Below are 26,009 nucleotides of genomic sequence, written 5' to 3'. Positions count from 1 at the left end.
CCATGACTTTGATGAGATTTCCAATAAACTGGAGACAATGGAGATCTCAAAATGAAGAAACGTTACACAGAAGAACAAATCATCCGAGCGATCAAACAGCACGAGGCTGGAGCTAAGGTCGATAACATTTGTAGAGAAATGGGCATATCCCCAGGTACTTTCTACAATTGGCGTAGCAAATACGCAGGGCTGGAAGTCAATGAAGCTAAGTGACTCAAAGAGCTTGAATCAGAGAATAATAAGCTCAAAAAACTACTGGCTTGTACTTTGTTTAAGTTTGGTGATTAATCTCGTTGCATTTGGGTTTGTATTTGTATTCTCAATGTTTGCTATTGCAGTGTTCAGGGCGGATTTGACCCATTCTCATTGAAGCGGTTTGAAAATTAACTAACAAAGTGACACTCGACCCGAGACAAGGACGTCGAGGGCTACCGCTGTTCATGGATGATAAATCGGTAGGAATCGAGTGAAATGTTCGTTAATTTTCAAAGGTTTCCGCTGAATTGGGCGCTGAGGGAGATGAAAGAGGGAAACAAGCGGATTTTCCCTCTTTCGTGCTGCGGCCACCGCCGCAATGGTGCTAGTAGGTTCATCAAATAAGAAAGTATTTATCAGAAAAAATACTTCTGATCGTCGAGGTTGCTTTCTGATTATATTGTCGCTGTGGCGACAGCTCGGCAACTGCTCCTGCGTTGCTCTACCTCCGACATCCTTGTTGTCGACCCAGAAGGGGCTTTGCGCTAAGCCCCCTCTGGACTTCCCGCGCGCTGCTGTAAAATGTTTTTCTTACTGAACAATAAATTTATTGAGCTAACGTTCAGATAGCACTTCCCTGTGCTAACTGAACTTTGCTTGCTATCCTTGCAAGCAATAGCTGAAATTTATTGTTCATCCAGACATTTTACTAAGCAGGTTTGTACTTTGTTTAAGTTTGGTGATTAATCTCGTTGCATTTGGGTTTGTATTTGTATTCTCAATGTTTGCTATTGCAGTGATCAGGGCGGATTTGAACCATTCTCATTGAAGCGGTTTGAAAATTAACTAACAAAGTGACACTCGACCCGAGACAAGGACGTCGAGGGCTACCGCTGTTCATGGATGATAAATCGGTAGGAATCGAGTGAAACGTTCGTTAATTTTCAAAGGTTTCCGCTGAATTGGGCGCTGAGGGAGTTGAAAGAGGGAAACAAGCGATTTTTCCCTCTTTCGTGCTGCGGCCACCGCCGCAATATGGCTTGAGAAGATCACCAAGCTAGAAAGCATTTTTCCAATAGATTTATCCAGATTAAAATTAAACACCATGCTTGACACTAATTCTTGAACAAAGTTGCTTCTATCAACAAGCGGATTTACGTAAAATACTGACGATAAAATATAGCTTAAAGGTCAACCATGAAACGCGTTGTGTTATATATTTCAGATAAATGCCCACATTGCCGTGAAGCAAAAAAATACCTAGATGATCATGGCATTCAATACCGATTAACCAATGCAAAAATGCAACGTGGCAGAAAAGAGCTTGACGCCATTGGCGCGCGCTCTGTTCCGGTGCTTAAAATTGGCAATGAAGTTATGATAGGCTGGAATCTTAAGAATTTTAAAAAACTCTATGGTGAGCATTAATTAATGGCGCAAATTATAAAGCGCCGGTAAATAATTATATTCTCGCTAAATTGGGCGCTGAGGGAGTTGGAAGAGGGAAACAAGCTATTTTCCCTCTTCCATGATGCTGCCATTGGTGAAATATTGCTAGAATAGATAAATAGTTATGCAGCATTATTTCTTACACTCATTCTAATAGGCGTAGGAAAGGTACTAGGTAAACAAATTACTCACTAGTAGTTTGTGTTTCTTCAGTTAACCGTTTTTCAATTCGCGCTTTATTCTTGGTAAACACCGCCTTATTACGGTCTTCATCTTTAGCAAGTTCTACCGCTTTTGTGTAGTTTTCCAACGCCAGATTTAGTTCACCTTTGGCTTCATATGCATCAGCAAGGCTATCGTAAACATTGGCAGATTCAGGGAAGTGTTTAACGTTGTAGGTAAAAGCTTCGATTGCCCCTTCATAATCTTTCTCTGAAAGTGCATAATAGCCGACATTATTGATAAGTGCTTCGGTTACAGGAACTTCAAAGCCAAATCGTTTACTGATATGTTGATAATGAGAAATGACAGTTGCTAAACCTTCTTTCATCGTTTCAAATGGAAGATGCCAATCGTTCCAAATGTGTTTTAAGCCAAAATACTGACTGCGTAAGCCAGTTGAACCGTGATCTTCATCATCAAATTCTTTGTTAATTAAAGTCAAACCTTTCACTTGGCTTTGCTTAGCGGCATTAAGAAAATTCTCATATGGAGTAATCATGTTTTCGCCTTCGTCGGCCATGGTGACGAACAACGTGCGCCCATTGAAGTCTGTGGTACTAAATTTGTCTTTCGCTAGCGATATTAGTCGTTGATCATCCCACCATAAGCTCGGGCTAACAGCAATATATGCGTTAAATAATTCAGGTTTAGTTAAGAACGCATGAATCGCGAATAGCCCACCAAAAGAGTGACCGCTAAATATTCGATACGGTTGAGTACGGTAGTTTCGTTCGATGTAAGGGATAAGCTCTTGTTCAAAAAATTTTAAAAAGTTATCAGCTCCCCCGGCTGTTTTAAATACTTCTTTATCTTTTTTTGAGCTCAGTACACTCGGAGTAAGATCTCTTGCCCGATCAGTGTTGCCAATACCAACAACAATCATATGTGGTGTACGACCATTTTCAGCAAGAAAATCCACTGAACCGACCGTGTGTTTAAAGTTGTATGGACCATCGGTTAAATAAAGTACCGGATATTTTTTGTTATCACTTTCATAGTTTCTTGGTAAGTGAACTTGAATGGTACGTGTTTCATTGAGTATTTTAGATTCGATCTTTATTGATTGACCGATAGTGAGGTCATTACTCTTTGCTATGGTAAGCGAGGGGAGTATCAGTAAGATTAACATGAATATTCTTGTCATAAATTGCTTTCCTTTTCATATACTATTTTTATATTTACTACGACATTTATCGTAGATTGTTTTTTAGACAATGCCAAGGTTTTTTTGAAAGAGAATGTTATGTAATTAGTTACGGGCAGAGAGATATCGAGATGTCGTTACCTTGAAATTGGCGTACGAGCATTCATTTAGGTTCATAGCTAAGTTTACTATAGGCAACGCTTATCTGATTATGTTTGATTTATTATTTGGCCAAGAGTTTGTATCGCATGTAATCGATGCTCGGTTATTTTGTGAGCAAAGCTTAATCGGATAAAATTGCTAAAAGCGTTTCTACTTGAGAACAAACATCCAGGGGTAATAATAATGCCTTTTGCAAATGACGAGCGGTACAAATCAAGAGCGTTGATCTTGCTTGGGAGCTGAACCCAAAGCGATAAGCCTCCATCAGGCACAGTATAACGCACTGGAAATGGCCAATGCTCTTTGATGGCGAACAATAGTTCATCTCTTTGTCTAAGTAATTGAGGACGATAACCTTGCAGGTGTCGCTCGTAGTGACCTTGGGCTAGAAATTGATTGACCCCTTGTTGCACCGTTTGGCTTGTTGCTAACTGCTGCACAAGTTTAGCCTGCTTTATTTTTTCAATATGCTTGCCACTGATAGCCCAACCAATGCGTAAGTCCCTTGAAAGTGATTTAGATAAAGAGCCACATAAGATGACTTGGCCTTCACGATCACGTGCTGATAATGGTGGCGTTGACTGATGAAAACCTAAGTCACCGTAAACGTCGTCTTCTATAATGGTAAAGTTAAATTTTTTTGCTAGCACGAGCAATTTTTGTTGCGATGAGCTTGGTAATTTTGCACCTGTGGGTGTCGCAAAATTTGGTGTAATGATGCAGGCTTTAATCGGCCATTTTGTTGCCGCTTTAGTTAATTCATCAATATCCATTCCTTGAGTAGGGGAGCTTGTTATTTCAATGATTTTACAACCAAGGTGTTGTAACAATTGCAGGATCCCATAAAAAGCCGGGCTTTCAACCGCAACGGTATCGCCAGGTCTACAAATGCATTGTAAAGATAGATAGAGCGCATTTTGGCAACCAGAGGTAATACAAATATCGTCAGCATTAACTATTAAATCGCGCTTTTTATAATGCAGAGCAATCTGCTCTCGAAGTGATTTCAATCCCGCTGGTGTTGAATAATAAACTGATTTTGAATAAGGCTGTTCACGGTGAGCTCGAGTTAAACATCGGGTCAGTTTTTCCAACGCTTTACTGGGGGGATGGTGTAAACCATATTGTGGACTGATATCAAATGCCGCACTATGTTCCATGATATCTAAAAACAAGTCGGGCATTTTGACTGATTTAGGGGCTAATTGCCGCAATGTTAACGGCTTTTCATTGAGTTTGTTATCAACGTAAGTAACGTAATATCCAGATTTGGGCTTAGCTTCAACAATATGTCTTTGTTCTAATAATTGTAATGCTGTTTGAATCGATATTTTTGAAAGTTTTAGCTGCTGTGCCAATGCACGTATTGAGGGAAGTTTTTCTCCATACTTCCAATAACCAGAGATGATTTTTTGGTTGATATCTGAAGCTACGGATTCATATTTATATTGTTTCACCTGACAACCTTCTTGTATTTCATCTGTCTCTATTATCAATTTTATTACTGTACCTATTGGTGACAGTTTATCGAATTATACTCCTTTATTTATGAATGTGCAGGAGTAATGCAATGACATCCAAATACCTTGATCCTGATAATTTGATAGTACTAAGCAAAGCCAATGAGGCCAAGATCTACATTCGTGAACAATTTGGCTTTTTTCAAAAGCTAAGACGTTATCTATCGACGATATTAATGCTATTTTTTGTCGTTATCCCACTGATTCGCTTCCAAGGACATCAAGCGGTACTCTTCGATGTTGAGCAACAAACGCTGCAACTTTTTTCTTTTGTTCTTTTTCCACAAGACATGGTTATTTTTAGTTTGTTATTTGCTTTTGCAGCATTTGCATTGTTTTACATCAGTAGTTTATATGGACGAGTGTGGTGTGGTTTTGCCTGCCCGCAAACCATTTGGATGCTAATGTTCAATTGGGTAGAGCGTCGTATTGAAGGAAGTGCCAATAAAAGTAAACAACTGGATAAGGCTAACTGGGGTATGAGAAAACTCGCCATTAAGGTGGTAAAACATAGCATTTGGTTGCTGATTTCATTGCTGACTTCACTGGTATTTATCTCTTATTTTGTTCCAGTAGAAGAGCTTTACCTTGAGTTTTTCACCTTTAAATCTTCTCCGATAATTGTTGGCTGGGTATTGTTTTTTATGGTTTGTACGTACCTTAATGCCGGTTGGATAAAAGAGAAAATGTGCCAACACATGTGTCCTTATTCACGTTTTCAATCCTCAATGTTTAACGACGCCACAAAGTTAATCACTTATAACCAAACTCGCGGCGAATCACGTGGTAAACGTAAGCGAAACATTGTAAAACCAAATGAGTTAGGAGATTGTGTTGATTGTAATCTATGTGTTGAAGTATGCCCCGTTGGTATCGATATTAGGGATGGTTTACAGTATGACTGTATCCATTGCGGTTTATGTATTGATGCCTGTAATCAAACGATGGAAAAATTTGGTTATCAAAATAACTTGATCAGTTTTTCTAATAAAGTTGCCGTAAGCACCAAACATCACGTGAGCTATATTGTCACCTTAGCGCTTTTAGCCATGTCTATGGGAGTTTGGGCGGTTAACTGGCAAAGTTTGGAGGTTAATGTGATTCGCGATCGAAATGCTTTATTTCGAATAGATCATCAAGGCAATGTTGAAAATACCTATGTCGTAAAAATTAGAAATAAGGCACCTTTTGCCCAAAACATTTTAATCGAAGCCAATAATTCAGATACTTTCACCTTAGATAAAACGTATCAGGTGTCAATTGCCCCTAAAGAATTGGCAATAATTCCTGTTGTTGCCATTCTTAGCGATAGCAGTGCTAACGGGGTACGAAAACTAACACTTACGATAGTGGCTAGTAATACCGGTGATGTGGTAGATAAACAAGTCAGTTTTTACGTTGGACGTTAAGGTTAGGGGATTGTTTAACTTAATGAGGTAAAATAATCAGTATGATCCTTATAAAAACAGTCGCATATTTGCGACTGTTTTAAGAAGTAAATAGCATGTTTTTTAATTGCTATCTGGTGTTAGATAAGTTTAGCTTAAAATGACGGGTTGAATGCTTGATCATCTGATAAACAATTAGCATTATCTTCCAACGTAAAGCTATAACCCGTAAATTCTTCGAGGGCTTGTACATTTTGTGGTTGATGAATCAACGTTAAAATTTCATCAATATTGGTCTTTAACTTATCGTGTTGTTTGGTGATATCGAGGTAATAATGCAAACGCAACCACTGTATTACGAAAAACTCTCGAAGTTTTTGATCCGCTTTAATTTCGTTATAAAAGCCAACGTGATTTGCTTTGGCTTGTCTTAGGTAAAGTTGCAAGTGATACATATAAGCTGCAGCAGAGTCTTGAGCATTACTTGCTTCAACCCCTTCAACAAATTCACCAACAACACCAACACCAATTAGGCCAGTCAATCCGGCATTAAGCTCAGTTAATACACCTTGCATTTTATATTCACCTAACTGTGCATCGCGTAAATATAAATCATCCCACGTTTTCGTTGCATCACCTTGAATTAACGATAATATTTCATTGCGCGGGAAACCGTCACCGACAGAAATCTCGGGTTGCCATTGCTCATTAATAAACGCTGAAATATAGTTATTCCAATCGCTGCGGCTTGCGTCGAGATCATACATGTGAGTTTCTTCATGTATTGCGACCATTAACGATTCTGCGAGCTTGTTGAAACTTTCCTTTTTTACAAATTGATCAAAGTATTGATCATTTTGTTGTGCGGTTACTAACTTTACACCACTAGGCCAACGCAGTTGATAAATATCTTTTATGGTTTGTAGCCAGTTATTGCCAGTAAAGTTAGCTTTTACTTGGCTAAGACTCGCGGTAAAGTTTACATCTTCCGAATAACAATAACCTGTTGCTGGCGGATTGTCGTCATCATCATTGTCATCGATTACATAATTGGCAACTAAACTAACGTTGTCATAATCAAGGTAGCCATTCAGGCCAATGTGATATGTTCCAGCACTGGGGCTCTCAAAATTACATTGTTCACTATTACCATTACGATAAGGGCGACAATCCCAATTGTTTTTGTCAGGTTGGTTTGCAAATCGAACATAAAGATCAGCATCACCAGAACCACCTTCCATAATAACGTTAGCAGATAGCGCGTTCTCTGGAACATCGAAGGTAAAATATTGCCAATTACCCCGTTGGTCGCCAAGTGAATCTACCGTTTGACCATTTTCTAATTCGTTTGAACGAGGCTCATTTTCTTCATCATAGCTCACAGACAATTGAACATTACTAAAACTGCGGTATCCACGAATGCTAACGAAGTAGTTACCGGGACTAGGAGTATCAACACGGCAAGATTCATCATTACCATCTGCATAAGGGCGACAATCCCAGTCATTTAGTGTCGGTTCTTGATTGAATCTTAAATAAAGATCTCCATCGCCTGATCCTCCTTGGGTGGTCACTAAAAGGTCAGTTGCCCACGCTGGAAGCGCAATGGAATAGTGCTGCCATTCACCTTGGCCACCAGAGACCGTTATCGTCGTATTGTTACTCAGATCTGGCGATAGGCTTTGAGTAAGTTGCGTGAGCCCTTGCTCACTTGATAAGACCGAGTGAGCAACTTCATCACTAGCATGTGCATTGACACTAACAGCTAAGGCGACAAGGCCGAGTGTCCTCGAAAAGGACAAATTATCCTTTGTTTTGGGTACGTAAATCATATTCTCTCCATTTTCTTTAGTTATTTTGTTTTTTAGAGCAAGATTTCTTAAACAAAGAAAAGATCGATGCTCGTAAATGTAGAATAAAATATATTTTAAAAAAAAGTGTTTTTATGGTGAATTAATTGTCATTTAAGTGTAAAAAAAGTGTTACGTAGGTTTGGCGTGCTTGAAAAATATGTATAAAAAAGTTATCTACGGCGAGACTTTTTAGATAGGTCGTAAAACGGTAGTTAAGTCGAAGTTATAAAGCATTGCTTAAGTTATAATATGGAGGTTTTTAAGGTCAGTTATCTAATGCTTTAAGCTTGATAGTTAATATCTGATGGTGTTGGTTTAGCACTTGTTGGGTTTCTTTTATTCATGCTTTAATTTGCTCGATGAGCATAGCGACAAAAATCTAATCGTTTTTCCTTTAAATTATCCTACATTTTTCGGCACTCGTTCTAAAAGTGTGTCAACAATATTTACTAGATGGAGGAATCTTTTATTCAAATGCTTGTATTGATATCGACACCTTGATGCAATAGCCGTCTCCGTGTTATTTGACTTTTTTTCAAGTGTTTAAACCATCTAAGTCGATAATTGATGTCATATTAATTGTCTGCATGTTCCAACCAACTCTAAAATTACTCACTTTATTATGGTGTAAAGTGACTGACTTCTTGCCAGTGAGTACCACGGTAGTTATCAGTGATGTGTAAATTGTTATTTAGCCAGAATTGCTGTCGGTTAAACATAAATTCTGGTCGGTATTCTTGTGCTAGGCTCGCTAAAGGGTAGTGGTTCCAGTTGTTATATTTTCGCTTGCTGGTAGCTTCTAAGATGAATTCTTTATCATCAATTATTGCTACTACCCATGCATGACCACCACCCTTATAGGAACCGGCAACAACTCTAGCATCGATACCTTCAGCGATAAGCCAATCCGCTAAGATTAATGCATGATCTTCACAGTCCCCCCTGGGTGTCACATACGCTTGCGCCGAATTTTGCCACATTTCAGGAACGCCATATTGCAAGTCATCAGTTTGATAAGTTTTTAATTGGGCGATGGCATAAAGAGGTAGCCACTTGTTTTCAACGGCAAATGGTCGGAAGCCAACTAAATAGCTGTTGGCAAAATGATGCTGCCAATCGATACCTAAAGCACTTAGGGAAATGGTTTTTCCTGCAGAATCTCGCCATTTTAAAATGTAAGAAGATCGCTCAGGGTATCCTTTACTGTACCTCTCGACAATTTCATGCATTTTGCTCTCTGACAATGATGAGTTATCGGTCAGTGCCGTGATCTTTCCTCGTTGAAAACGATTGCTAGTAAAGCGACTGCTGATATTTTTTTGTGCATGCTGAGATTTCCACAATAGTCGCTGATCGAAATCATTATTAGCTGTTGGCTTGTCATATTTCGCAATAATGAAAACGGAGAAAAGTGTGGCAAAAAATAGCAATTTCTTCATGGATTAGGATTGCAAACCAAAACTAATAATTAACGCAACAAAAAGCATAATGGAAGACGCAAAGATCGCTACCGCAATGTTATTATTCTTGAGCTCTTGTTGAATATCGACATTTTTTAAAAGCTTCTTATCAATAACCACTAGAGCGAAAACTGCGACGAGAAGTGAAATAAAAGTATAGGCGAGGTTAATCAGTAAGTTAATCAGGCTTGCACTGAGAAAATCGAATTCCATGGTTGTCCTTAAGTTTGAGTTTTCAACACTATATCGAAAGTCTTCGGTTTTGTGAATTTTTTGTAAATTGAATGCTGGTATACACGTATCACTGAGTGTATGCTCTGCAATCAACATTCAACCATAACACTATCGGTTATCATCAGGTGTTTTGGCTCATGATACTTTTTTGCTTGTAACGATTTTTGCTAATGGAACAGCTGTATACTTTTCAAATTATCCCTTGGGTTGCTTTGGCGATAACCTTAATCTCTTTATTATTCAATCGTAGTATTTGGCCAATATTACTTGTGGTCTGTCTAGGAAGTGCTTTTGCCTTTGACGCGATTGAATTGTCGGGCTTTCTTATTCTCAGTGGGCTATTTGTCTTGGCCTACATTGGAAGAATCACACAGTTAACCTTTTTAAGACGGATAATTGTTGCTGTTATCATATTGGCCTGTATTCTTTTGGCTGCTCATCTACTCCCAGGATTTAATAACCTTTTACTATTGGAAGGCACCTACAAAGGTTCAAAAAGTAGTGCTTATACCATGTATTTAAATATTGATAAGCCATTATTAGTATTTGTGCTACTAACGTTATTTCCTACGATATTAAAAACAAACACTGCGCAATACCAAGATTGTTTCAGTAACTCCTTGAAAATCAGTGTACTGGTCGGGTTAACTACCATGATTTTTACGTTGGCATTACTGCTAAATTTAATTACCGTTGAGGTTGGTATTCCTGCTTGGTGGTGGATATTTTTACTTAACAATTTGCTATTAACTTGTGTTGCAGAAGAAGTGTTCTTTAGAGGTTTATTGCTTAATCGGTTATCTGAAGTTACTCAGCCTATCTTAGCGTTAGCCATTAGCAGTGTGCTTTTTGGCGTTGCGCATTTTGGTGGTGGTATCGCTTACGTTTTAGTCGCAACGTTAGCGGGTATGCTTTATGGTCTTGTTTATCAACTATCCGGAAAACTGGTATATGCGATATTAAGTCATTTTGTGGTAAATGCTATTCATTTTCTCTTTTTTACCTATCCGCTCGCTGTTTAAATAAGTAAAAATAAATATATTTTTTAATTACTGTAATGTTTTTGCATTTTGGAGGACTGTTAATATACTGTTTATTTTAAAAAGAGGTCTACATGGAGTTTCAAACCCAAGCCCCAAGAACGCCTAAAGAGCGTATCGTTGCTATTGATGTTATCAGAGGTGTTGCTTTGCTGGGTATTTTGATTATGAATATCCAAGCATTTTCAATGATTTTTGCTGCGTATAGTAACCCAACTGCCTACGGTGATTTAACCGGAGTAAACTACTACGTTTACTACTTTTCTCATATCTTTGCTAATCAAAAATTTATGACTATTTTTTCATTGTTGTTTGGCTGTTCCATTATGCTGATGGCCGACAATATCATAAAAAAAGGTGGTAGCCCTGGTAAAACTCATTATAAGCGGATGTTTATTTTGGCAATGTTTGGTATAGCTCACGCTTATTTACTCTGGTTTGGTGATATTTTATTACCTTATGCGATTGCTGGCATGATTGCTTATACGGCTAGAAATCTGTCGGTTAAAAAGTTGATGATTGTCGGATTTATTTTAATTTCGATCACCTCGCTAATGATGTGGGCTTATGGAATTTTATTGCCGGATTTGGAAGCGAAAGATATTGAAGCGATGAAGGTAATGTGGGCGCCTAGTGCTGAAGCGGTTCAGCAGAATCTTTCGAGTAATCTATCATCATGGATTGGCCAGATGGATACTCGACATTTGATGGCGAGCAAAATGCATACAAACCTCTTTTTTTATTTGTTCAGAATAGTCGGTTTAATGATGGTTGGAATGGCGTTATATAAAATGGACTTTTTTGGTAAACGATTCACCAACAAAACACTGTGGATCAGCGGTGCGGTAAGTATCATTATTGCTGTCGTGGCGATAGATATTGAATTAACCGAAAACTTTGTACAAAACTGGCAATTTGAACAAATGTTTTTGGGTACTCAGTTTAATTACTGGGGAAGTATTTTGATGGCCTATGGTTATATGTGCTTGTTAATGATATTTGCGCGTTCAACGATTTTGGCAAGTGTTAAAGGTGCCCTGGCTAATGTTGGTCGTATGGCGCTGAGCAATTATTTAATGCACACAATCATTTGTGGTTTTATTTTTTACGGCTGGGGACTGGGTTACTACGGTAGCTTTGAACGCATCGAACAACTTGGTGTCGTTGTTGGTATCTGGGTTTTCCAACTGTTCTTTTCAACATTTTGGATGAATCGTTTTAGATTCGGCCCATTTGAGTGGTTATGGCGAACCTTAACTTACGGTCAAATGCCTCAGTTAAAAAAGAGCGCAGTAACTGCATAGTTACCGAGTGAGAACTGCTTAGTAATTAAAGAGCGTCTATGACGCTCTTTTACTTTTAAAATATTAGATACTTCTTTTGCACTTTTGAGTGGAATATCATTGATTTTTGCTTACCCGTCATATACTGCTTTCACACCACATAACACATACCCATTATCCCCAAAAATATCCTATTAACTAAACTATCCCTGTACTCAAATAAGTAATCTGTTCCCGATTTGAGGAAATCGGTATCAGCTTAAATTTATCCATACGCTAGTAAATTATAAATAATGTAATTTTTATCAATGAGTTAGGTGTTTTTTAAGGGTGGCGTAAAAGTTGCTGTAACTAGTGGACACGATACTCATTTTAATAAGAAACTCAAGAGGAAGTTATGGTTAAATCCCCAATATTTGCATGCAGCTTATTAAGTGCAGCGTTATCCTTTACCCTTTGTGCGCAATCGTTAGAAAATAATTTTACTAAAGCCAACTATGGTCAACTTTTTCAAGAAGTTAGTGAGTCATTAGTCAAAGGTTTTGTTATCCCTGAAGTTGCGCCAAAGTATAAAATGGCGTTAGAGCAATGCATAAAGGAAGACTGTCTGGCCAATGTTAGTGATGAGAAATCGGCATCAAAAGCAATCACTAACATGTTACAGGCAGTCTATCCTGATAAACACCTAAAAGTGTTTGCGCCGGGGGAGAAACAGAAACGTAAAAAGCGAAAAAGCAATCACGAAAGTGGCAATGGGCATCAACAACAAAACACAAGTGGGCTTATTTCGGCAAAAGTGCTAGCGGACAATATAGGGTACTTAAAGCTTGGATCGTTTCCCGGGACACCGGAGTCGATTGCCGCTATTCATGATGCGATGAAAGCAATGAAAGATACCAATGCTATTGTGTTTGATATTCAAAACCATCGAGGTGGAAGCCCCGAAGATATTAATGAAATTACTAGCTTTTTATTTAGTGAACCGACGCATATGGTAACGACGTTTTCACCTCATATGAATGATGGTAAAAGAACGAAAAAAATAAGTACACCGAATGAGTTTGCTACTTTTTATAAAGATAAACCTGTTTACTTGTTAGTCAGTGAAGAAACATACTCAGCAGGAGAACATTTCGCGATGTCGATGAAGGCGACTGGTCGGGGAATTCTGATTGGTAATACCACCGCAGGGTATGGTCATTGGGGTGGGATTGCGCAATTAACTGATGGTTATTCGCTATTTTTACCTATGGGAGGTACATTCCATCCGGTTAATGGATTAGGATGGGAAGGCATCGGGATCACTCCTGACATTGAAGTTAGTAAGGAAGAAAGCTTAGCCTTTACGCTCGATCGCATTAGAGCGTTGATGTAATTGCTAAATATGGTGTTTATCCCCCATTAGCCATGTGTGTGAGGGGGATTAAAACAGCTCATTACCTGACTTTTGTCCTTTCAATAACAAATCTAGATTCGACAATGTTGTTTTAGCGATGGTTTCCATCGCTTCTTGTGTAAAAAAGCCTTGATGACCGGTAATTAAAACATTAGGAAAAGAGACTAATCGCTCGAAAATATCGTCTTGAATAATCGTGTTAGAGTGATCTTCAAAGAAAATATCGCTTTCTAATTCATAAACATCTAAACCAAGCAGAGCGAGCTTTTGACGTTTTAAGCTATTGATGAGTGCTTGGCTATCAATCAGAGCGCCGCGACTGGTATTTATTAGCATTACGCCACTTTTCATCTTATCGATAGCGGCTTGATTGATCAGGTGATGGGTTTGTGGGGTAAGAGGACAATGCAGACTGACAATATCACTTAAGCGTAGTAATTCGTCTAAGCTCACGTACGTTGCCCCAACAGCCTTTACTTGTTCACTCTCTATTGGATCGCAACAAATGATTTGACAACCAAAGCCTGCGAGGATTTTTATTGTTGCCAAACCGATACGACCCGTACCGATAATGCCAACAATTTTTTTGTGTAAGTTAAACCCCATCAGTCCTTGCAAAGAAAAATTTCCTTCTCTCACTCGGTTATAAGCTTTGTGAAATTTACGATTGAGTGTCAGCATTAAGCCGATGGTGTGTTCAGCAACCGCCTCTGGTGAATACTCTGGTACCCGACAAATTTCAAACCCTAGAGACTGAGCAACTTTGATATTGATATTGTTAAAGCCAGCGCAACGCAATGCGATGATTGATATTCCCATTGTTTTTAGTAAGTTAAGAACAGCTTCACTGGCATCATCATTAACGAAAATACACAGTGCGTCGTGTCCTTTGGCCAGTTCAACTGTTTCAATGGAAAGCTTTGCTTCAATAAACGAAAATTGTAAATCTGCACCGTTATTAAAGCGTTGCAAATATTCAATATCATAGCTTTTACTACTATAGACAGCGATTTTATTCATAGGTCAGCCTCCTTTATATCGGGAATTTCTTAGTTAAAATCCTCTGAAGAAAATCCGTTTTAAACTAAATTTGTTAAGCGTTTTTTCCATCATCTCTAAATCAGAAACTCTGTCATTTAACGCCTGAGTTTTTAGCTCTTGTGAAACGAGTTTGTTATCTTGTTGTTTATCAAGACCACCACTGGCGATAAAGTTACGCATGCTTTGTAATTCTCCTTTATCTAACCAAATACCACAATGGATGCAAGAATCGATTAACACGCCAGATATCGATTTGAAATTGCGTCTAGTCATGATTTTTTGACAATTGGCACAAGGAAGATATCCTTCGCTTTTTGGTAATGCGGGGCGAACGTAATTGGGATCGCTGGCTTCGTCTTTATAGACATCAAACTCTGTCGTCAGAACAGCAAACTCGTTGGGTTGAAGCCAGATTCCATGACACTTTTGACAATTGTCGAGTTCAAAACCTCGGTAATGATGTTTTTCAAGAGGGATCTGACAGCGAGGGCATCGTTTATCACGTTCGTTTTGGATCACTTCCATCGTTCCATTACACATAGTGCAATGTACCGCTTTACCTTTAACGATATGTTGGCAAGAGAGACATTTTGACTCAACCATCAACTTACTCCATTAAGAACGCTTGCAAGGTATAATTATACAACCAATATAGTCGGCTAACCACAGTGTTTTTAGTTAACGTGAGTTGCCCAAACGCAATAAAGAAACGCGTAAAGTAATGAACTCTTAAACAACCTAATTTAGTTACAACGAGTTAGGAATTGGTCGTTAATTGTATCAGCAACTTTTACATATTATTACCGCTCGTAATGATAGCAACCTGTCAGCGTAGATTCCCCCTTATAAGGAATAGAACTTGCGTAAACATCAAAGTTAACTCAGACATTAAAACACTTTTAATGCCATTAATAAGGATTGTTAAGATGAAAATGGCATGGTTAAAAAAATCAAAACTCTACTTTCAATTTCTTTGCTATCACTTGCTTTAAATGTGATAGCTGGCCTTATAACACAAACTTTAGGTAACTGAGCATCGAGGCTTTCTGATGGAGATATCGTCACTTTTGCAGGCAGTATTTTTTCAATTCAGTCGGGTCAGTCTGCGCCTTTTGACTCGAGAATTGGCCACGAAATACTCTCTGAATCAGATACTGTTACATGGTTATTCTACTTCGGTTTGATAACCGATACCATTACTAGTGCAAGTTTTACATTTGCTATCTAGGATCATGATACTAGTGCCTCAGGTAGTCAGTTAGATAGCTTTGCATTTGATGGAGTAGATTTGACTAATGCGTTAGATCAACTATTTGAAGCTGATGGTGGTTCATTAGATGCACAGTACAAGAAATACACTTTTGATTTGGACAGTAGTTTTTTCTCTTTGCTCACCGATGGCATATTTGCGGTAGAGTTAAATATTGGCGGTTCAGGTTTATTGACTAATGGGTTAACCAAAGACGTTAGTGAATCGAATTTAAATGCCTACCATTTAATTGCGTCAAACTTAACAATTACAACGCTAGACGCAAGCACTCCTCCTACGTCAGTTCCAGAACCAAGCTCAATACGATTATTGTTAATTGGCTTGTTCACTTTGCACTCTCGTAAGCTTAAACGCTAGTTCGTTTTTCAGCGATAAGATACAACATGTAGCTGTTAGATTGCCACCTAATGGCTTCTTTTCATATGTATTGGAAATATCAGTTCACAATCACACAACATTAAGAGGTAAACTCATGGAAGGATATATTGCTCAGAATCAATCATTGTTTTCGATTATTGGTACGATATATGGGGGGACGGACGTATAGCTTTTGCCTTACCCGATTTACGCGGTAGCACGCCTATACGCTCAGGGGATGGCCCTAACTTATCACCGGTGAGAATTGGCCAACGAGGATGGAAAGAAACTTATAGTTTGACTGAAGCCCATATGCCTGGGCATGTTCACGAAGTTTCTTCACAACTCAAATGTGTCTCAAAGATGGGGAACATGGCAACGCCTGTAGCAAATTATATTGCAATTGAAGCAGGGAGCAGCACGGTAGGCTTTTCCAATGAAACTCCTGATACGTTAATGGGGCAGGATTCGATATCAAATAGCGAACAAGTTAAAGGGCAGGGAGCACCAATCGATAACAGGCAATCTTATTTAGCATTGCATTATATTATTTGTATTGCAGGTATATTTCCTCCTCGTAATTAATGACCTAACAAAGCGATAACAATGTGCTCTTATTTAGAACCCACTATAAGCCCAATTTAGCCAGTACAAATTGGGCTTATTACTTATCATTTAAAGAATATTTGCCTGATAAAAGGCATTCATCACCTTTGGTGAAATATTATTATTGCGGTGGTGGCCAATAATACGCTTTATCGCTAAATCTTCACTGCGGATAAACTCGATAAATTCTTTTTCCACTTGCGCCATGTGGCGGGTAATGGTGTTATCTCGAGGGACTTCTAAAAAGTCTCCTTCATAAATGATTTGGCTCTTTTCAAAGTAAGCAAGACTTTGCTCCTTAGTGTGTGAGCTTTCAAGCACATAGTATGTGACCCTGTTGACGCTCTAACGCATGATGTATTGCTCTTTCTTGAACAGAACGAAGTTGAAAATAACATTACCGTGTTAAATTATTTTGTTTAAACGATAGATATACGCATTATCCAGATCTAATTCGGCGATTCATTTGATAACAGCCGCACTCGGGTTTCGATCATCATACGCTTGGTAAGGAGCCTCTATCGCACAATAGTAACCAGTATTAAATTTATTGTAATTTGCGCTTTTCGTCTAATGTGCTTTTAATGTAGTAAGGAGTTGATTGTTATCTTTTGCAAATACTAGTTGGCAAAAACCTAAAGTGTTAAAAAATTGATGCTAATATCTTATATTTATAAGAAAAATTTGATTAATGATTGTTTAAGCAATAAGGCGGATTGTGAAAATGCTGAATATCACAAAGTGGAAGGGAAATGCTTTCAATGAAGTTTAGTATGACAGAAAAGAAAAGCGACCCTAAGGCCGCTTTGATTTTCTAAATTGAGTCATAAATACTCTTAAAATGAGTAGTTAATGCCCGCGTAGAAGGCTCTTCCAAGTAAAGAGTAGTTAATTCTTCCCCAACTTGTATACGGGTGGTCTAAAAACGTTTCATCAGTAACATTATTTATACCAGCGTAAACATTAGCCTTAGGTGTTAAATTGTAACCTACCCAAAGATTATGAATAATGGAGTTCTGTAGTGTTTGCTGCTCGTAGCGATCAGGGTTTAAGTCGATACCTATTTGCCCACCTTGGGTAAACTTAGTCGTCCAACGAATGGATAGGTCATCTAATGAATAGGTAGCGCGTAAATCTGATTTCCACTTAGGCGCCCAATAAGCTCCTAATCTTTCAGTAGTTAAAGGCTTTCCTTCAACATAATCGTACTCAGTATATGAGTTTTCTAACTGTCGTGTTAAACCCAATGCCAATGAAAATGTACCCGCTAAGTCAAAGCTTTTCGCCATGTCGATTGCATAGTCAGCTTCAACGTCGACACCACGACGCTTAGAGTTGTCGGCATTTAAGAAGGTGTCAACAACGGATAAAACATCGCCATTGTCATCTCTGTCGATTAAACCACAAAATTCATTGTCGATACTTTCTAAATCAACACAGTTACTAAGTACACTGCTGGCACCGAAACTCACAATCATATCATCAAGGTCGATATCGTAATAATCAACTGATAACCTTAGATTGTCTATGTAAGTTGGTTGAAATACAATACCCGCGGTGAATGTAGTTGCCGTTTCTTCGCGAAGGTTGGTGTTACCTGAACTGATAACCTTGCCTCGCTTTCCTTTTAGGTTTGAATCCCAGTCTTCATCAATACCTAATGCTTGACAGTTTGCTTTTCTTCGGCCATCCGATGGACCACCTTTGATTTGATCTGAATCACAAGGATCGGTTAAGTCTGAATAGCCAATTGACAGTCCAGCAAACATTTCACCTAATTGAGGTGCTCTAACAGCTCGTGAGTAGGTTGTTCTGAATCTAAAGTCGTCGTTAATAGCCCAGTTAACCCCTAACTTTGAACTACTAAAACTGGCAGATTCAGTTGAGTACTTCGCGTAACGTAATGCACCTTCAATTTCTAAGCTTTTTGCAAAACTTACATCAGAAACTACCGGAATCAAGAACTCGCCGTATACTTCTTTGATATTGCGGCTAGCGTTATCAATTCCTGTTTTTTGTGACGCCAATTTGCCAGAAGACCATAATTCAGATGGTTGATAGTCTAGTTTCTCATAGCGTACTTCTACACCAGCACTCACCTGAATGCCACCAGCGGGTAATTCATAGACCTCACCAGAAAGGTTAGCAGCAAAACCATGCCCTACAACGTCGGTGAATGTTTTGTGATCAGCTAGTATGTAATCATTCACTTCTTGAGAAGCTGGCTCGAATGGACTAAAGCTTGGACAACTGTTGTCTTCTACACATGGTCCGATTAAGGTAAAGTTGCTGCTATCAAATCGATCGTTTCTTAATGCGTTTTGTATAGCGAGTTCACCTTTTGTAAACCCCGTTGTGACATATACATCCCACATCCAGTTGTCATTTAAATCGCCTTCGAGCGTTAAACTTGTCGAAAAATATTCACGCTCATTTTTATGTCCACGTCCACCCGCTTCATCAAAGGTGTAAGGAATTAATATCCAACTATCACCATAGGCATCCAATGTGTCTTGAACCGCTGTAGGGATGGCAATACCATTTGAGTTAAGTTGATCTACTGTTTGCCATGTGTCCCAAACAAAAGAAGGATCGATTTCATCTTCAGATTTTGTTCGAGAATACATAACGTCTACGGCCATCGATACAGTATCAAAGTCGTAGCCTAAGCGAGCGTAAGCGTTAGTTCTGTCATAAGGATTACGAGCCATCCCCCAATTCAACGGATCAAAGCCACTGCCGTCGAGCGCTAACCAGTCATCTTGAATGTTGCTTGCAGGCGTGCGAAGACTAGCTTGGCCGTCAGTTAACTGGAACCAGTCTGCACCGCCAGTTTCTCCATTCCAAACACCGAACATGTTTTCGGTTGCGCCAAATGAAGGGAAGGTTAACCCTGTTGCTATAATTTGGTCTGGAATGCCATCATTAGGACCAGTGTCATCTGGATTTGGAATGTATCTTACTGTATTCGCTGAGCCAGGACGATCTTTGAAATAAAGAGCTTCTTGTTCAAAATAGTCTACTGACATTGAAAAGTTACCACGACCTTCATTAAAGTTTAGGCCATGAGTTAATGTTACCGAGCGGCTTGCTGCTCCGCCGGCATCTGTTCCGCCTAATTGTGAGCGAACAGAAGTACCTTCAAAGTCTTTTTTCAAGATAAAGTTAACAACACCTGCAACGGCATCTGAGCCATAAACGGCTGAGCCGCCACCAGTTAATACTTCTACTCGTTCAACGAGTTCCGATGGGATAACCCCGATATCGGTTAGCATAATGTTTGCGTCATTGGTAATTGAAACAGGGCGTTTTCCATTCACCAAGTTTAGTGTACGAGTTGGGCCCAAATCACGTAAATCTGGCGCGTTAATACCTGAATTACCAAAAGAATAGTTTCCGTCTGTTGCGTCAAAGCCTTTACCAAATTGCGGCATGGTTGACAACAAATCATTCATATTTAGTGCGCCAGTCATCTTGATCGATTCAGCGCTTATCACCGTAGTTGGGCTTGGAGCATCGAATGTTGTTCGCGTTAATCGGGAGCCAGTTACTTCGATCTTTTCTATTTGCTGCTCTATTTCCTTTTTATTTTGCGTTTCTTCTGCTAAAACGCTAGGCGAGCATAATGCTGCACTGATCGCCAGTGATAACATTGTTTTGCGAACTGTTGTTGTATTATTCTCAGCGTAAATATTCATGAGAAGCCTCTTTTTGTATAAGTGTATAATTTATCCTTTCAATGGCTAGTATATTGTATACTTTATTTTGATTTCAATAAAAAGTTTTTTGATAAGTGTAATAGGGGACCGCTGATTTCATTAAACAAAAATAAATCAAAGGGTTATAGACAGAAATTTTATGCTTTTAACGTAATGTTGTGCTTTCGCTCGTAATTAGGGGAGATACTATTTACACCAACTAAAAAGTTTAAAGCTTTTGCAGCGCAAGATGAATTATTCATACTTTTCAGTAATCGAAAACTCACTGGATGTGAAGCACTTAAATAAATTAATCAGTCTTTTTTAAGCGCTTTTTCGATTGTTAATGATGTTTTTAACCTATTGGGTAATAAAAGTGCGCTTTAAACTTAACTTAGATTAATATTGATAGCGGATTGCTGGCTTGGTAAATTGTCACGTAGTAAGCTTTAAGTTGTTAAAATTGCTATTTACGTTGGAGAGCCGATTAATGGAAGCCCATGGGCACATAGAAATACAATGGCATAATAATATTGTGAGTGTAACTACGCATGGCCCCTTTAATGTCGAAGGCATTTCGCTCGCCTATCAGCAACTGATCGAAAACATTGAAATGAAAAACTTAAGCCATTGGTATCGAATCGATTATTTGGATGCTGAGACACTAGGATCACCTAAAGTGATGCGAATAATTGCACGTTCATATAAGTGGTCTTTTACTGATCAGGCATGTCAAGCAATGGCGCTTTCTTGTGCAACCCCAATGCAACTTCAAATGATCAACCAGTATATCCAGCAAACGAATTACCCTATGGAAGCGTTTCAAGATAAAGAGGCCGCTACGGCATATATCGAAGCGTTAGCCAAGGGATGTTAATACTGATTTAAAACTCTGGCCTCACCCCTTACTTAAACCTCAACCCCAGTCTTAACGAAAAGAGCAATGGCTTATTTTGTTGCTTAAGGTAATAACATTCGCTCATTTATACTTAACGCCTTTGCAAATAAATCCAATTAATCAAATTAGGTAGTTTACCAATTTGATTTAATCGGTAACTCTACAGAAAATAAAATGACAAAGCGTTAATCTTTTTATCGATAATGTCCGTAGTAAACAACAAAAAAGGAGGTCGTTGTGGTTAGATTTTATACTGTCGCTGTTTTCGTCATTGTATTTTTTATTTCAGGTTGTTCGACAACCTACCCAAATCGCACGCCATTTGGTGAAGTTTTTCCTACCGTGTCAGGGCAAAACTTAGAAAAAGAGCGTGTTGAACTGCCAAGAGATATAAAAACAGATGCCACATTATTACTGATTGGTTATGTGCAAGATGCTCAATTTGATATTGATCGTTGGTTGATTGCACTTGATATGACCGAAACCAATGTACCTACTTATGAAATTCCAACAATAGGTGGCATGTTTCCTCGAATGTTTAAAACTTATATTGATAATGGAATGCGTAAAGGGATTCCAAAGCCTCTGTGGAAAGGTGTAATTACGGTTTATGAGGGTGCTGAAAAAATCCTCCAATTAACAGGTAATGAAAACCCCAATAATGCTCGCGTATTGCTGCTAGGAGAGCAGGGAAAGGTGATTTATTTTTATGATCAAGGCTTTGCGGTTGAAGCATTAAAAAAACTTAGAAAGGTGATTGCTGATGTTAAGTCGTCCTAAATTTTTCTTCTTAGATTTACTCGGAAAAACCTTACTATTGCTATCGAGCGTTATGCTATTTTCAGTTAATGCAGAGCAGCGTTCATCGTCTGCGTCAAATGCAAAAAATACTGGTTTTTTATATGGGATAGGTGTAAGTGTTGAACGCGAAATCTATTACGGTTATGGTAATCGCGTCATACCTATTCCAGTGCTTGGTTACCAGGGGGAAAACTTATCTGTTTTAGGACCATTTATAAATTATAAACTCTCTCAACGTGATAACCTGTCATTTTCAGTCAGCCTTTCACCCCGTTTTCAAGGGTTTGATGAAGATGATAGTTGGATTTTTGATGGTATGGCATCGCGCAAGTTTTCATTTGATGGTGGTGTCGCTGTCGATTTTGATAGCGAGAATTTCAAGGCTAGGTTGAGTGCGAAAACCGACATTTTAGGACGCCACAACGGTAACGAATTTGAATTACGATTAGCAAAAACGTTTAGCGTCGGCCCCATTTTTATTGAACCTTCCGCTTTGATAAATTATTTAGATGATAAGCTCATCGATTACTATTACGGTGTTCGTGATGCTGAAGAAACTAATAGCCGGTCAAGATATCAAGGAAGTGCAACGACTAATTATTCGCTGGGTTTATCTATTTCTACCCCCATTTTTTTCAATGGCTTTACACGATTTAATATTGAACATCAGTGGTACGGCACAGGAATATCAAACAGCCCCTTAGTTGAACGTGATCGCTCATGGGGTGTCAGGTTAATATATAGTCGCTACTTTTAAAGCCCATTGTTAAAAAGCCGACAAATAAAGTTAACCAAGCGGCAGGGCGTCACTGTCGCAATTTATTCTTAAAATTGCCATGTAATTGTCATACTGATTATTTTTAATAACAAGGTTTATAACAGAAATTGGAGCTAGCAATGCGCTATATTCCTAAAGCCTTGTTCAATCGCCAACCATTGTCGATTCACTACTCAGCCGATCTCATCGCCAAAGCGTCGGTGACGCCTAATGATAATGGCTGCCAAATCTATTTGATGAACAAACTCAGTCAGCTTGGCTTTGACTGTCAGCAGTTTTCGATTAATGGTGTTTCCAACACCATTGCAAGTATTGGTAAAGGCCCACGCACAATTGCTTTTGCTGGTCATACAGATGTTGTCACACCTGGCAATGAAGCGCTTTGGCAGACACCGCCTTTTAAGCCAACGATTATCAATGATGAGTTGATCGGCAGAGGCGCGGCTGATATGAAAACTGGGATAGCGGCAATGTTAGCGGCGATCGAGACTCACATTGCTGATGGCAAGGCAATTAATCAACGCTTCATGTGGTTGATTACCAGCGATGAAGAAGGTGAAGCTGAATTTGGTAGTAAATGGATTGCAAATTATTTACAAGAGCAAGGTATTGACTTGGATATGTGTATTGTTGGTGAACCAAGTTCAGTTTATACAACAGGTGATGCCATTAAAGTTGGAAGACGAGGCTCATTAACCTGTTATGTTGATGTCAAGGGGAAACAAGGTCATGTTGCTTATCCAGATTATGCGTTGAATGCAATTCATAAAACACAAGCGTTATTAACAGCTTTGTTGTCAATTAAATGGGATCAAGGTAGTCGAGATTTTCCAGGTACCTCATTGCAAGTCACTCATATTAATTCGGGCACGTTTACCGATAATTTAGTGCCTAGTGAATGTAAGCTCTGTTTTAATATTCGCTATAGTGCGAAGTGGACGCAAAAATCGTTAATTGCTCATTTAAAACGAGTGATCCAAGCGGTTGACCAACAATTTGAATTAACGTGGGATCGTCCGTGTGAGCCTTATTTAACCCAAAATATTGAGCATAGCCAATTAATAAAGGCTGCTGAGCAAGCGATTGTTAAAGAAATAGGTAAATTCCCCGTACTGTCTACTTCTGGCGGAACATCTGATGGCCGTTTTTTCTGCACTGAAACAACCGAGGTGGTAGAGTTGGGAGTGCCTAATACAACGATTCATCAAGTTAATGAGCGGGTTGCTTGCGAAGATATCGCGCGTTTAGAGCGCATTTATACCGATATGCTAACAGACCTTCTTAGTTAGCTGTAGGTTTCCAGTAAAATGCACGATAAAAAGCCCTAATACCTCCTCATGTTTAATCGCTTTTGATTTTTAAGCGAAGTCTGAAGGATAAAAAGCATAAGTAGCAATGAGTGATCACTGCCGGGGTTTTTGGCACAGAGGCTATTTTGCTGATTCGCTGGGGTATTAATGAAAGCGAGTTACTCTCTTCGGCATCAGGACAAACAATTAAAAATGAAATATCGGAGGCTGCTCAACTGGTTAGGCTAACCTAGCCCCCCTCTTGTTTATAAGGCTATTGTAAAGCCACCTTCGTCTGAAGGTGGCCTTTTTACTTATCCTGCTGGATAAATGTAATTTGCTTGTAAGCCTAATGGAATGCCAAGCATCCAGTAAATCAATAGAAATGCACTCCAGCCAATCAAGAATGCGATAGAGTAGGGAAGCATCATTGCGATCAGTGTTCCAATACCGGTCGATTTGACATACTTTTGGCAGTAAACCACAACCAGCGGGAAATAAGGCATCAATGGCGTAATAATATTTGAACCTGAATCACCTACACGATAAGCCGCTTGAGTAAGGTCTGGCGAGATCCCTAGCTGCATTAACATCGGCACAAAAATAGGTCCAAGCAATGCCCATTTCGCCGAACTTGAACCAACAAATAAGTTAACAAACGCGGTTAAAAAGATAATACCGACTATCGTAACTGAACTAGGCAACGCCATTGCTTTTAGTAGCTCAGCACCCTCTATAGCAAGTAAGGCTCCCAAATTCGAGTGGCTAAAAGCGCTGATAAACAATGCACAGAAAAACGCCATAACAATGTAGTAAGACATACTGTTCATTGCTTTGGTCATCGCATCAATCATATCTTTTGATGTTTTAAAGGTGCCGACAACAAAACCGTAGACAGCACCTGGTATCCAAAACAATAGAAAAATTAATGGTACTATCGATTGCATTAAAGGGGCGCTAAAATCAGTTAATTTGCCATCAGCGCTACGCAGGGCAGAATCTTCGCCACTAGAGGCATAAACTAGCAAAGCTATACCTGCTAGCATTACCATCGAAGCAATGACAAAACCTTTCTTTTCCTTTGAAGTTATCTCACCAAAGGAAGGCAAGTCATCAGTTTCGCCATCAACTTTAGTAGCTTGTAGGCGAGGCTCTATAATTTTATCAGTGATATACCAACCCAATAAAATGATAAAAACACTTGATGCTGACGTGAAAAACCAATTGTTTAACGGGTTTATTGCCATTTGAGGATCAATGATATGGGCAGCACTTTGGGTGAAACTTTGCAGTAGCGGGTCAATACCTGATGGGATGAAGTTGGCACTAAAACCACCACTAACACCGGCAAATGCGGCAGCAATACCAGCTAAAGGATGGCGGCCCATCGCATAAAATATAACGCCGGCTAAAGGTATCACTAGGACATATCCTGCGTCTGTTGCGGTATGACTAACGATTGCGATTAAAATAATTGATGGTGTTAATAACGCTTGTGGAGTGCGTTTTAGCATGATTTTTAAGCCGGTATTGATATAACCTGAATGTTCAGCAACACCGACACCTAACATCGCAACTAAAACAACACCCAGTGGTGCAAATCCGGTAAAGGTTTTCACCATGGTCGCCATAAATTGTGCTAACGCATTAGGATCAAGTAAATTATTTACTACCAGAGCCTCTCCGGTTCGAGGGTCTATAGCGTCGAAGGAGCTAGATGAGAAAACCCACGATAATAACCAAATGAGGATCATTGAAAATAAGAAAATAATCGCTGGGTCGGGTAGCTTATTACCGATGTTTTCAATGGTATTTAAAAAGCGGGTAATCGCCGTATTTGGTGCATTTGTTGTTTTTGTTTCTTGCATGCTTTTTATCTCAAACGTTAGATAAGTTTACCTTAACGTAAAATAGATAAATTGCGC

The 26,009-nt window shown here is 39.0% G+C and carries 22 protein-coding genes and 1 pseudogene; 13 read left to right on the top strand and 10 right to left on the bottom strand.

The features are described from left to right. Window positions 1–51: 51 nt before the first annotated feature. Window positions 52–210, top strand: a pseudogene (locus ACSLUH_RS03580) (transposase); the annotation flags it as partial. Window positions 211–1,392: 1,182 nt separating this feature from the next. Continuing rightward, window positions 1,393–1,623 (top strand): glutaredoxin family protein, encoded by a 231-nt coding sequence (locus ACSLUH_RS03575; RefSeq protein ID WP_448564660.1) that lies wholly within the window; start codon window positions 1,393–1,395, stop codon window positions 1,621–1,623. A 205-nt stretch (window positions 1,624–1,828) separates the two neighbouring features. Here the strand turns inward: ACSLUH_RS03575 and ACSLUH_RS03570 are convergent, their stop codons facing one another. Together ACSLUH_RS03570 and ACSLUH_RS03565 are read right to left on the bottom strand one after the other, a co-directional pair. After that, window positions 1,829–3,010, bottom strand: coding sequence for an alpha/beta hydrolase-fold protein (locus ACSLUH_RS03570; RefSeq protein ID WP_448564659.1), 1,182 nt, complete (start codon window positions 3,008–3,010; stop codon window positions 1,829–1,831). Between the two features lie 209 nt (window positions 3,011–3,219). Continuing rightward, window positions 3,220–4,629, bottom strand: coding sequence for an aminotransferase-like domain-containing protein (locus tag ACSLUH_RS03565; protein WP_448564657.1), 1,410 nt, complete (start codon window positions 4,627–4,629; stop codon window positions 3,220–3,222). Window positions 4,630–4,742: 113 nt separating this feature from the next. Here ACSLUH_RS03565 and ccoG point away from each other — a divergent pair, with 113 nt between their 5' ends. Continuing rightward, window positions 4,743–6,101 carry a cytochrome c oxidase accessory protein CcoG gene (gene ccoG, locus ACSLUH_RS03560; protein WP_448564655.1) on the top strand — a complete coding sequence of 453 codons (1,359 nt, stop codon included), beginning with the start codon at window positions 4,743–4,745 and terminating at the stop codon, window positions 6,099–6,101. 134 nt (window positions 6,102–6,235) lie between these two features. Here ccoG and ACSLUH_RS03555 read toward each other — a convergent pair whose 3' ends face one another. The 3 genes from ACSLUH_RS03555 to ACSLUH_RS03545 all read right to left on the bottom strand — a co-directional run bounded on the left by ACSLUH_RS03555 (window position 6,236) and on the right by ACSLUH_RS03545 (window position 9,606). After that, complete coding sequence (locus tag ACSLUH_RS03555; protein WP_448564653.1) at window positions 6,236–7,912, bottom strand: PPC domain-containing protein; 1,677 nt, start codon at window positions 7,910–7,912, stop codon at window positions 6,236–6,238. A 641-nt stretch (window positions 7,913–8,553) separates the two neighbouring features. After that, entirely contained in the window at window positions 8,554–9,372 is an 819-nt protein-coding gene (locus ACSLUH_RS03550; protein ID WP_448564651.1) for a transglutaminase domain-containing protein, read from the bottom strand. A gap of 3 nt (window positions 9,373–9,375) precedes the next feature. Next, window positions 9,376–9,606 carry a DUF350 domain-containing protein gene (locus ACSLUH_RS03545; protein WP_448564649.1) on the bottom strand — a complete coding sequence of 77 codons (231 nt, stop codon included), beginning with the start codon at window positions 9,604–9,606 and terminating at the stop codon, window positions 9,376–9,378. A 191-nt stretch (window positions 9,607–9,797) separates the two neighbouring features. Between ACSLUH_RS03545 and ACSLUH_RS03540 the strand changes: the two genes are divergently transcribed. From ACSLUH_RS03540 to ACSLUH_RS03530, 3 genes are all read left to right on the top strand, one after another. Beyond that, on the top strand, window positions 9,798–10,649 hold the full coding sequence (locus ACSLUH_RS03540) for a CPBP family intramembrane glutamic endopeptidase (protein WP_448564647.1): 852 nt from the start codon (window positions 9,798–9,800) through the stop codon (window positions 10,647–10,649). A gap of 92 nt (window positions 10,650–10,741) precedes the next feature. Beyond that, window positions 10,742–11,971: a DUF418 domain-containing protein gene (locus ACSLUH_RS03535; RefSeq protein ID WP_448564645.1), complete on the top strand. Its 1,230-nt coding sequence runs from the start codon at window positions 10,742–10,744 to the stop codon at window positions 11,969–11,971. 376 nt (window positions 11,972–12,347) lie between these two features. After that, on the top strand, window positions 12,348–13,325 hold the full coding sequence (locus tag ACSLUH_RS03530) for a S41 family peptidase (RefSeq protein WP_448564643.1): 978 nt from the start codon (window positions 12,348–12,350) through the stop codon (window positions 13,323–13,325). Window positions 13,326–13,373: 48 nt separating this feature from the next. Here the strand turns inward: ACSLUH_RS03530 and ACSLUH_RS03525 are convergent, their stop codons facing one another. Both ACSLUH_RS03525 and ACSLUH_RS03520 read right to left on the bottom strand, forming a co-directional pair. Next, window positions 13,374–14,366 (bottom strand): 2-hydroxyacid dehydrogenase, encoded by a 993-nt coding sequence (locus ACSLUH_RS03525; RefSeq protein ID WP_448564641.1) that lies wholly within the window; start codon window positions 14,364–14,366, stop codon window positions 13,374–13,376. 33 nt (window positions 14,367–14,399) lie between these two features. Continuing rightward, window positions 14,400–14,990 carry a zf-TFIIB domain-containing protein gene (locus ACSLUH_RS03520; protein WP_448564639.1) on the bottom strand — a complete coding sequence of 197 codons (591 nt, stop codon included), beginning with the start codon at window positions 14,988–14,990 and terminating at the stop codon, window positions 14,400–14,402. A 685-nt stretch (window positions 14,991–15,675) separates the two neighbouring features. On the opposite strand from ACSLUH_RS03520, the gene ACSLUH_RS03515 reads away from it, so the two are divergent. After that, entirely contained in the window at window positions 15,676–16,014 is a 339-nt protein-coding gene (locus tag ACSLUH_RS03515) for a PEP-CTERM sorting domain-containing protein (protein WP_448564637.1), read from the top strand. Between the two features lie 372 nt (window positions 16,015–16,386). Continuing rightward, window positions 16,387–16,599 carry a hypothetical protein gene (locus ACSLUH_RS03510; protein WP_448564635.1) on the top strand — a complete coding sequence of 71 codons (213 nt, stop codon included), beginning with the start codon at window positions 16,387–16,389 and terminating at the stop codon, window positions 16,597–16,599. Between the two features lie 90 nt (window positions 16,600–16,689). On the opposite strand, the gene ACSLUH_RS03505 is transcribed toward ACSLUH_RS03510, so the two are convergent. Both ACSLUH_RS03505 and ACSLUH_RS03500 read right to left on the bottom strand, forming a co-directional pair. Next, complete coding sequence (locus tag ACSLUH_RS03505) at window positions 16,690–16,941, bottom strand: hypothetical protein (RefSeq protein ID WP_448564633.1); 252 nt, start codon at window positions 16,939–16,941, stop codon at window positions 16,690–16,692. 515 nt (window positions 16,942–17,456) lie between these two features. Then, the gene (locus ACSLUH_RS03500; protein ID WP_448564631.1) at window positions 17,457–20,318 is read right to left on the bottom strand and encodes a TonB-dependent receptor plug domain-containing protein; all 2,862 of its coding nucleotides are present in this window, start codon (window positions 20,316–20,318) and stop codon (window positions 17,457–17,459) included. 490 nt (window positions 20,319–20,808) lie between these two features. Between ACSLUH_RS03500 and ACSLUH_RS03495 the strand changes: the two genes are divergently transcribed. From ACSLUH_RS03495 to ACSLUH_RS03475, 5 genes are all read left to right on the top strand, one after another. Further along, window positions 20,809–21,195, top strand: coding sequence for a hypothetical protein (locus ACSLUH_RS03495; protein ID WP_448564629.1), 387 nt, complete (start codon window positions 20,809–20,811; stop codon window positions 21,193–21,195). A gap of 258 nt (window positions 21,196–21,453) precedes the next feature. Beyond that, entirely contained in the window at window positions 21,454–21,996 is a 543-nt protein-coding gene (locus ACSLUH_RS03490) for a hypothetical protein (RefSeq protein WP_448564628.1), read from the top strand. Next, window positions 21,980–22,774, top strand: a complete 795-nt coding sequence (locus ACSLUH_RS03485; RefSeq protein WP_448564626.1) for a MipA/OmpV family protein — start codon at window positions 21,980–21,982, stop codon at window positions 22,772–22,774. Before ACSLUH_RS03490 ends, ACSLUH_RS03485 begins: the two co-directional genes overlap by 17 nt. A 140-nt stretch (window positions 22,775–22,914) precedes the next feature. Further along, a complete protein-coding gene (gene dapE, locus ACSLUH_RS03480; protein ID WP_448564624.1) occupies window positions 22,915–24,084 on the top strand; it encodes a succinyl-diaminopimelate desuccinylase in 1,170 nt (389 codons plus the stop codon). 110 nt (window positions 24,085–24,194) lie between these two features. Next, window positions 24,195–24,338: a hypothetical protein gene (locus tag ACSLUH_RS03475; protein WP_448564622.1), complete on the top strand. Its 144-nt coding sequence runs from the start codon at window positions 24,195–24,197 to the stop codon at window positions 24,336–24,338. A gap of 60 nt (window positions 24,339–24,398) precedes the next feature. Here the strand turns inward: ACSLUH_RS03475 and ACSLUH_RS03470 are convergent, their stop codons facing one another. Then, the gene (locus tag ACSLUH_RS03470) at window positions 24,399–25,952 is read right to left on the bottom strand and encodes an AbgT family transporter (RefSeq protein ID WP_448564620.1); all 1,554 of its coding nucleotides are present in this window, start codon (window positions 25,950–25,952) and stop codon (window positions 24,399–24,401) included. Between the last annotated feature and the right edge of the window lie 57 nt (window positions 25,953–26,009).

Source organism: Thalassotalea ganghwensis (genome assembly GCF_053485795.1).
The sequence above is the reverse complement of the archived record's forward strand: the minus strand, read 5'-3'. Positions and strand labels throughout refer to the sequence as shown.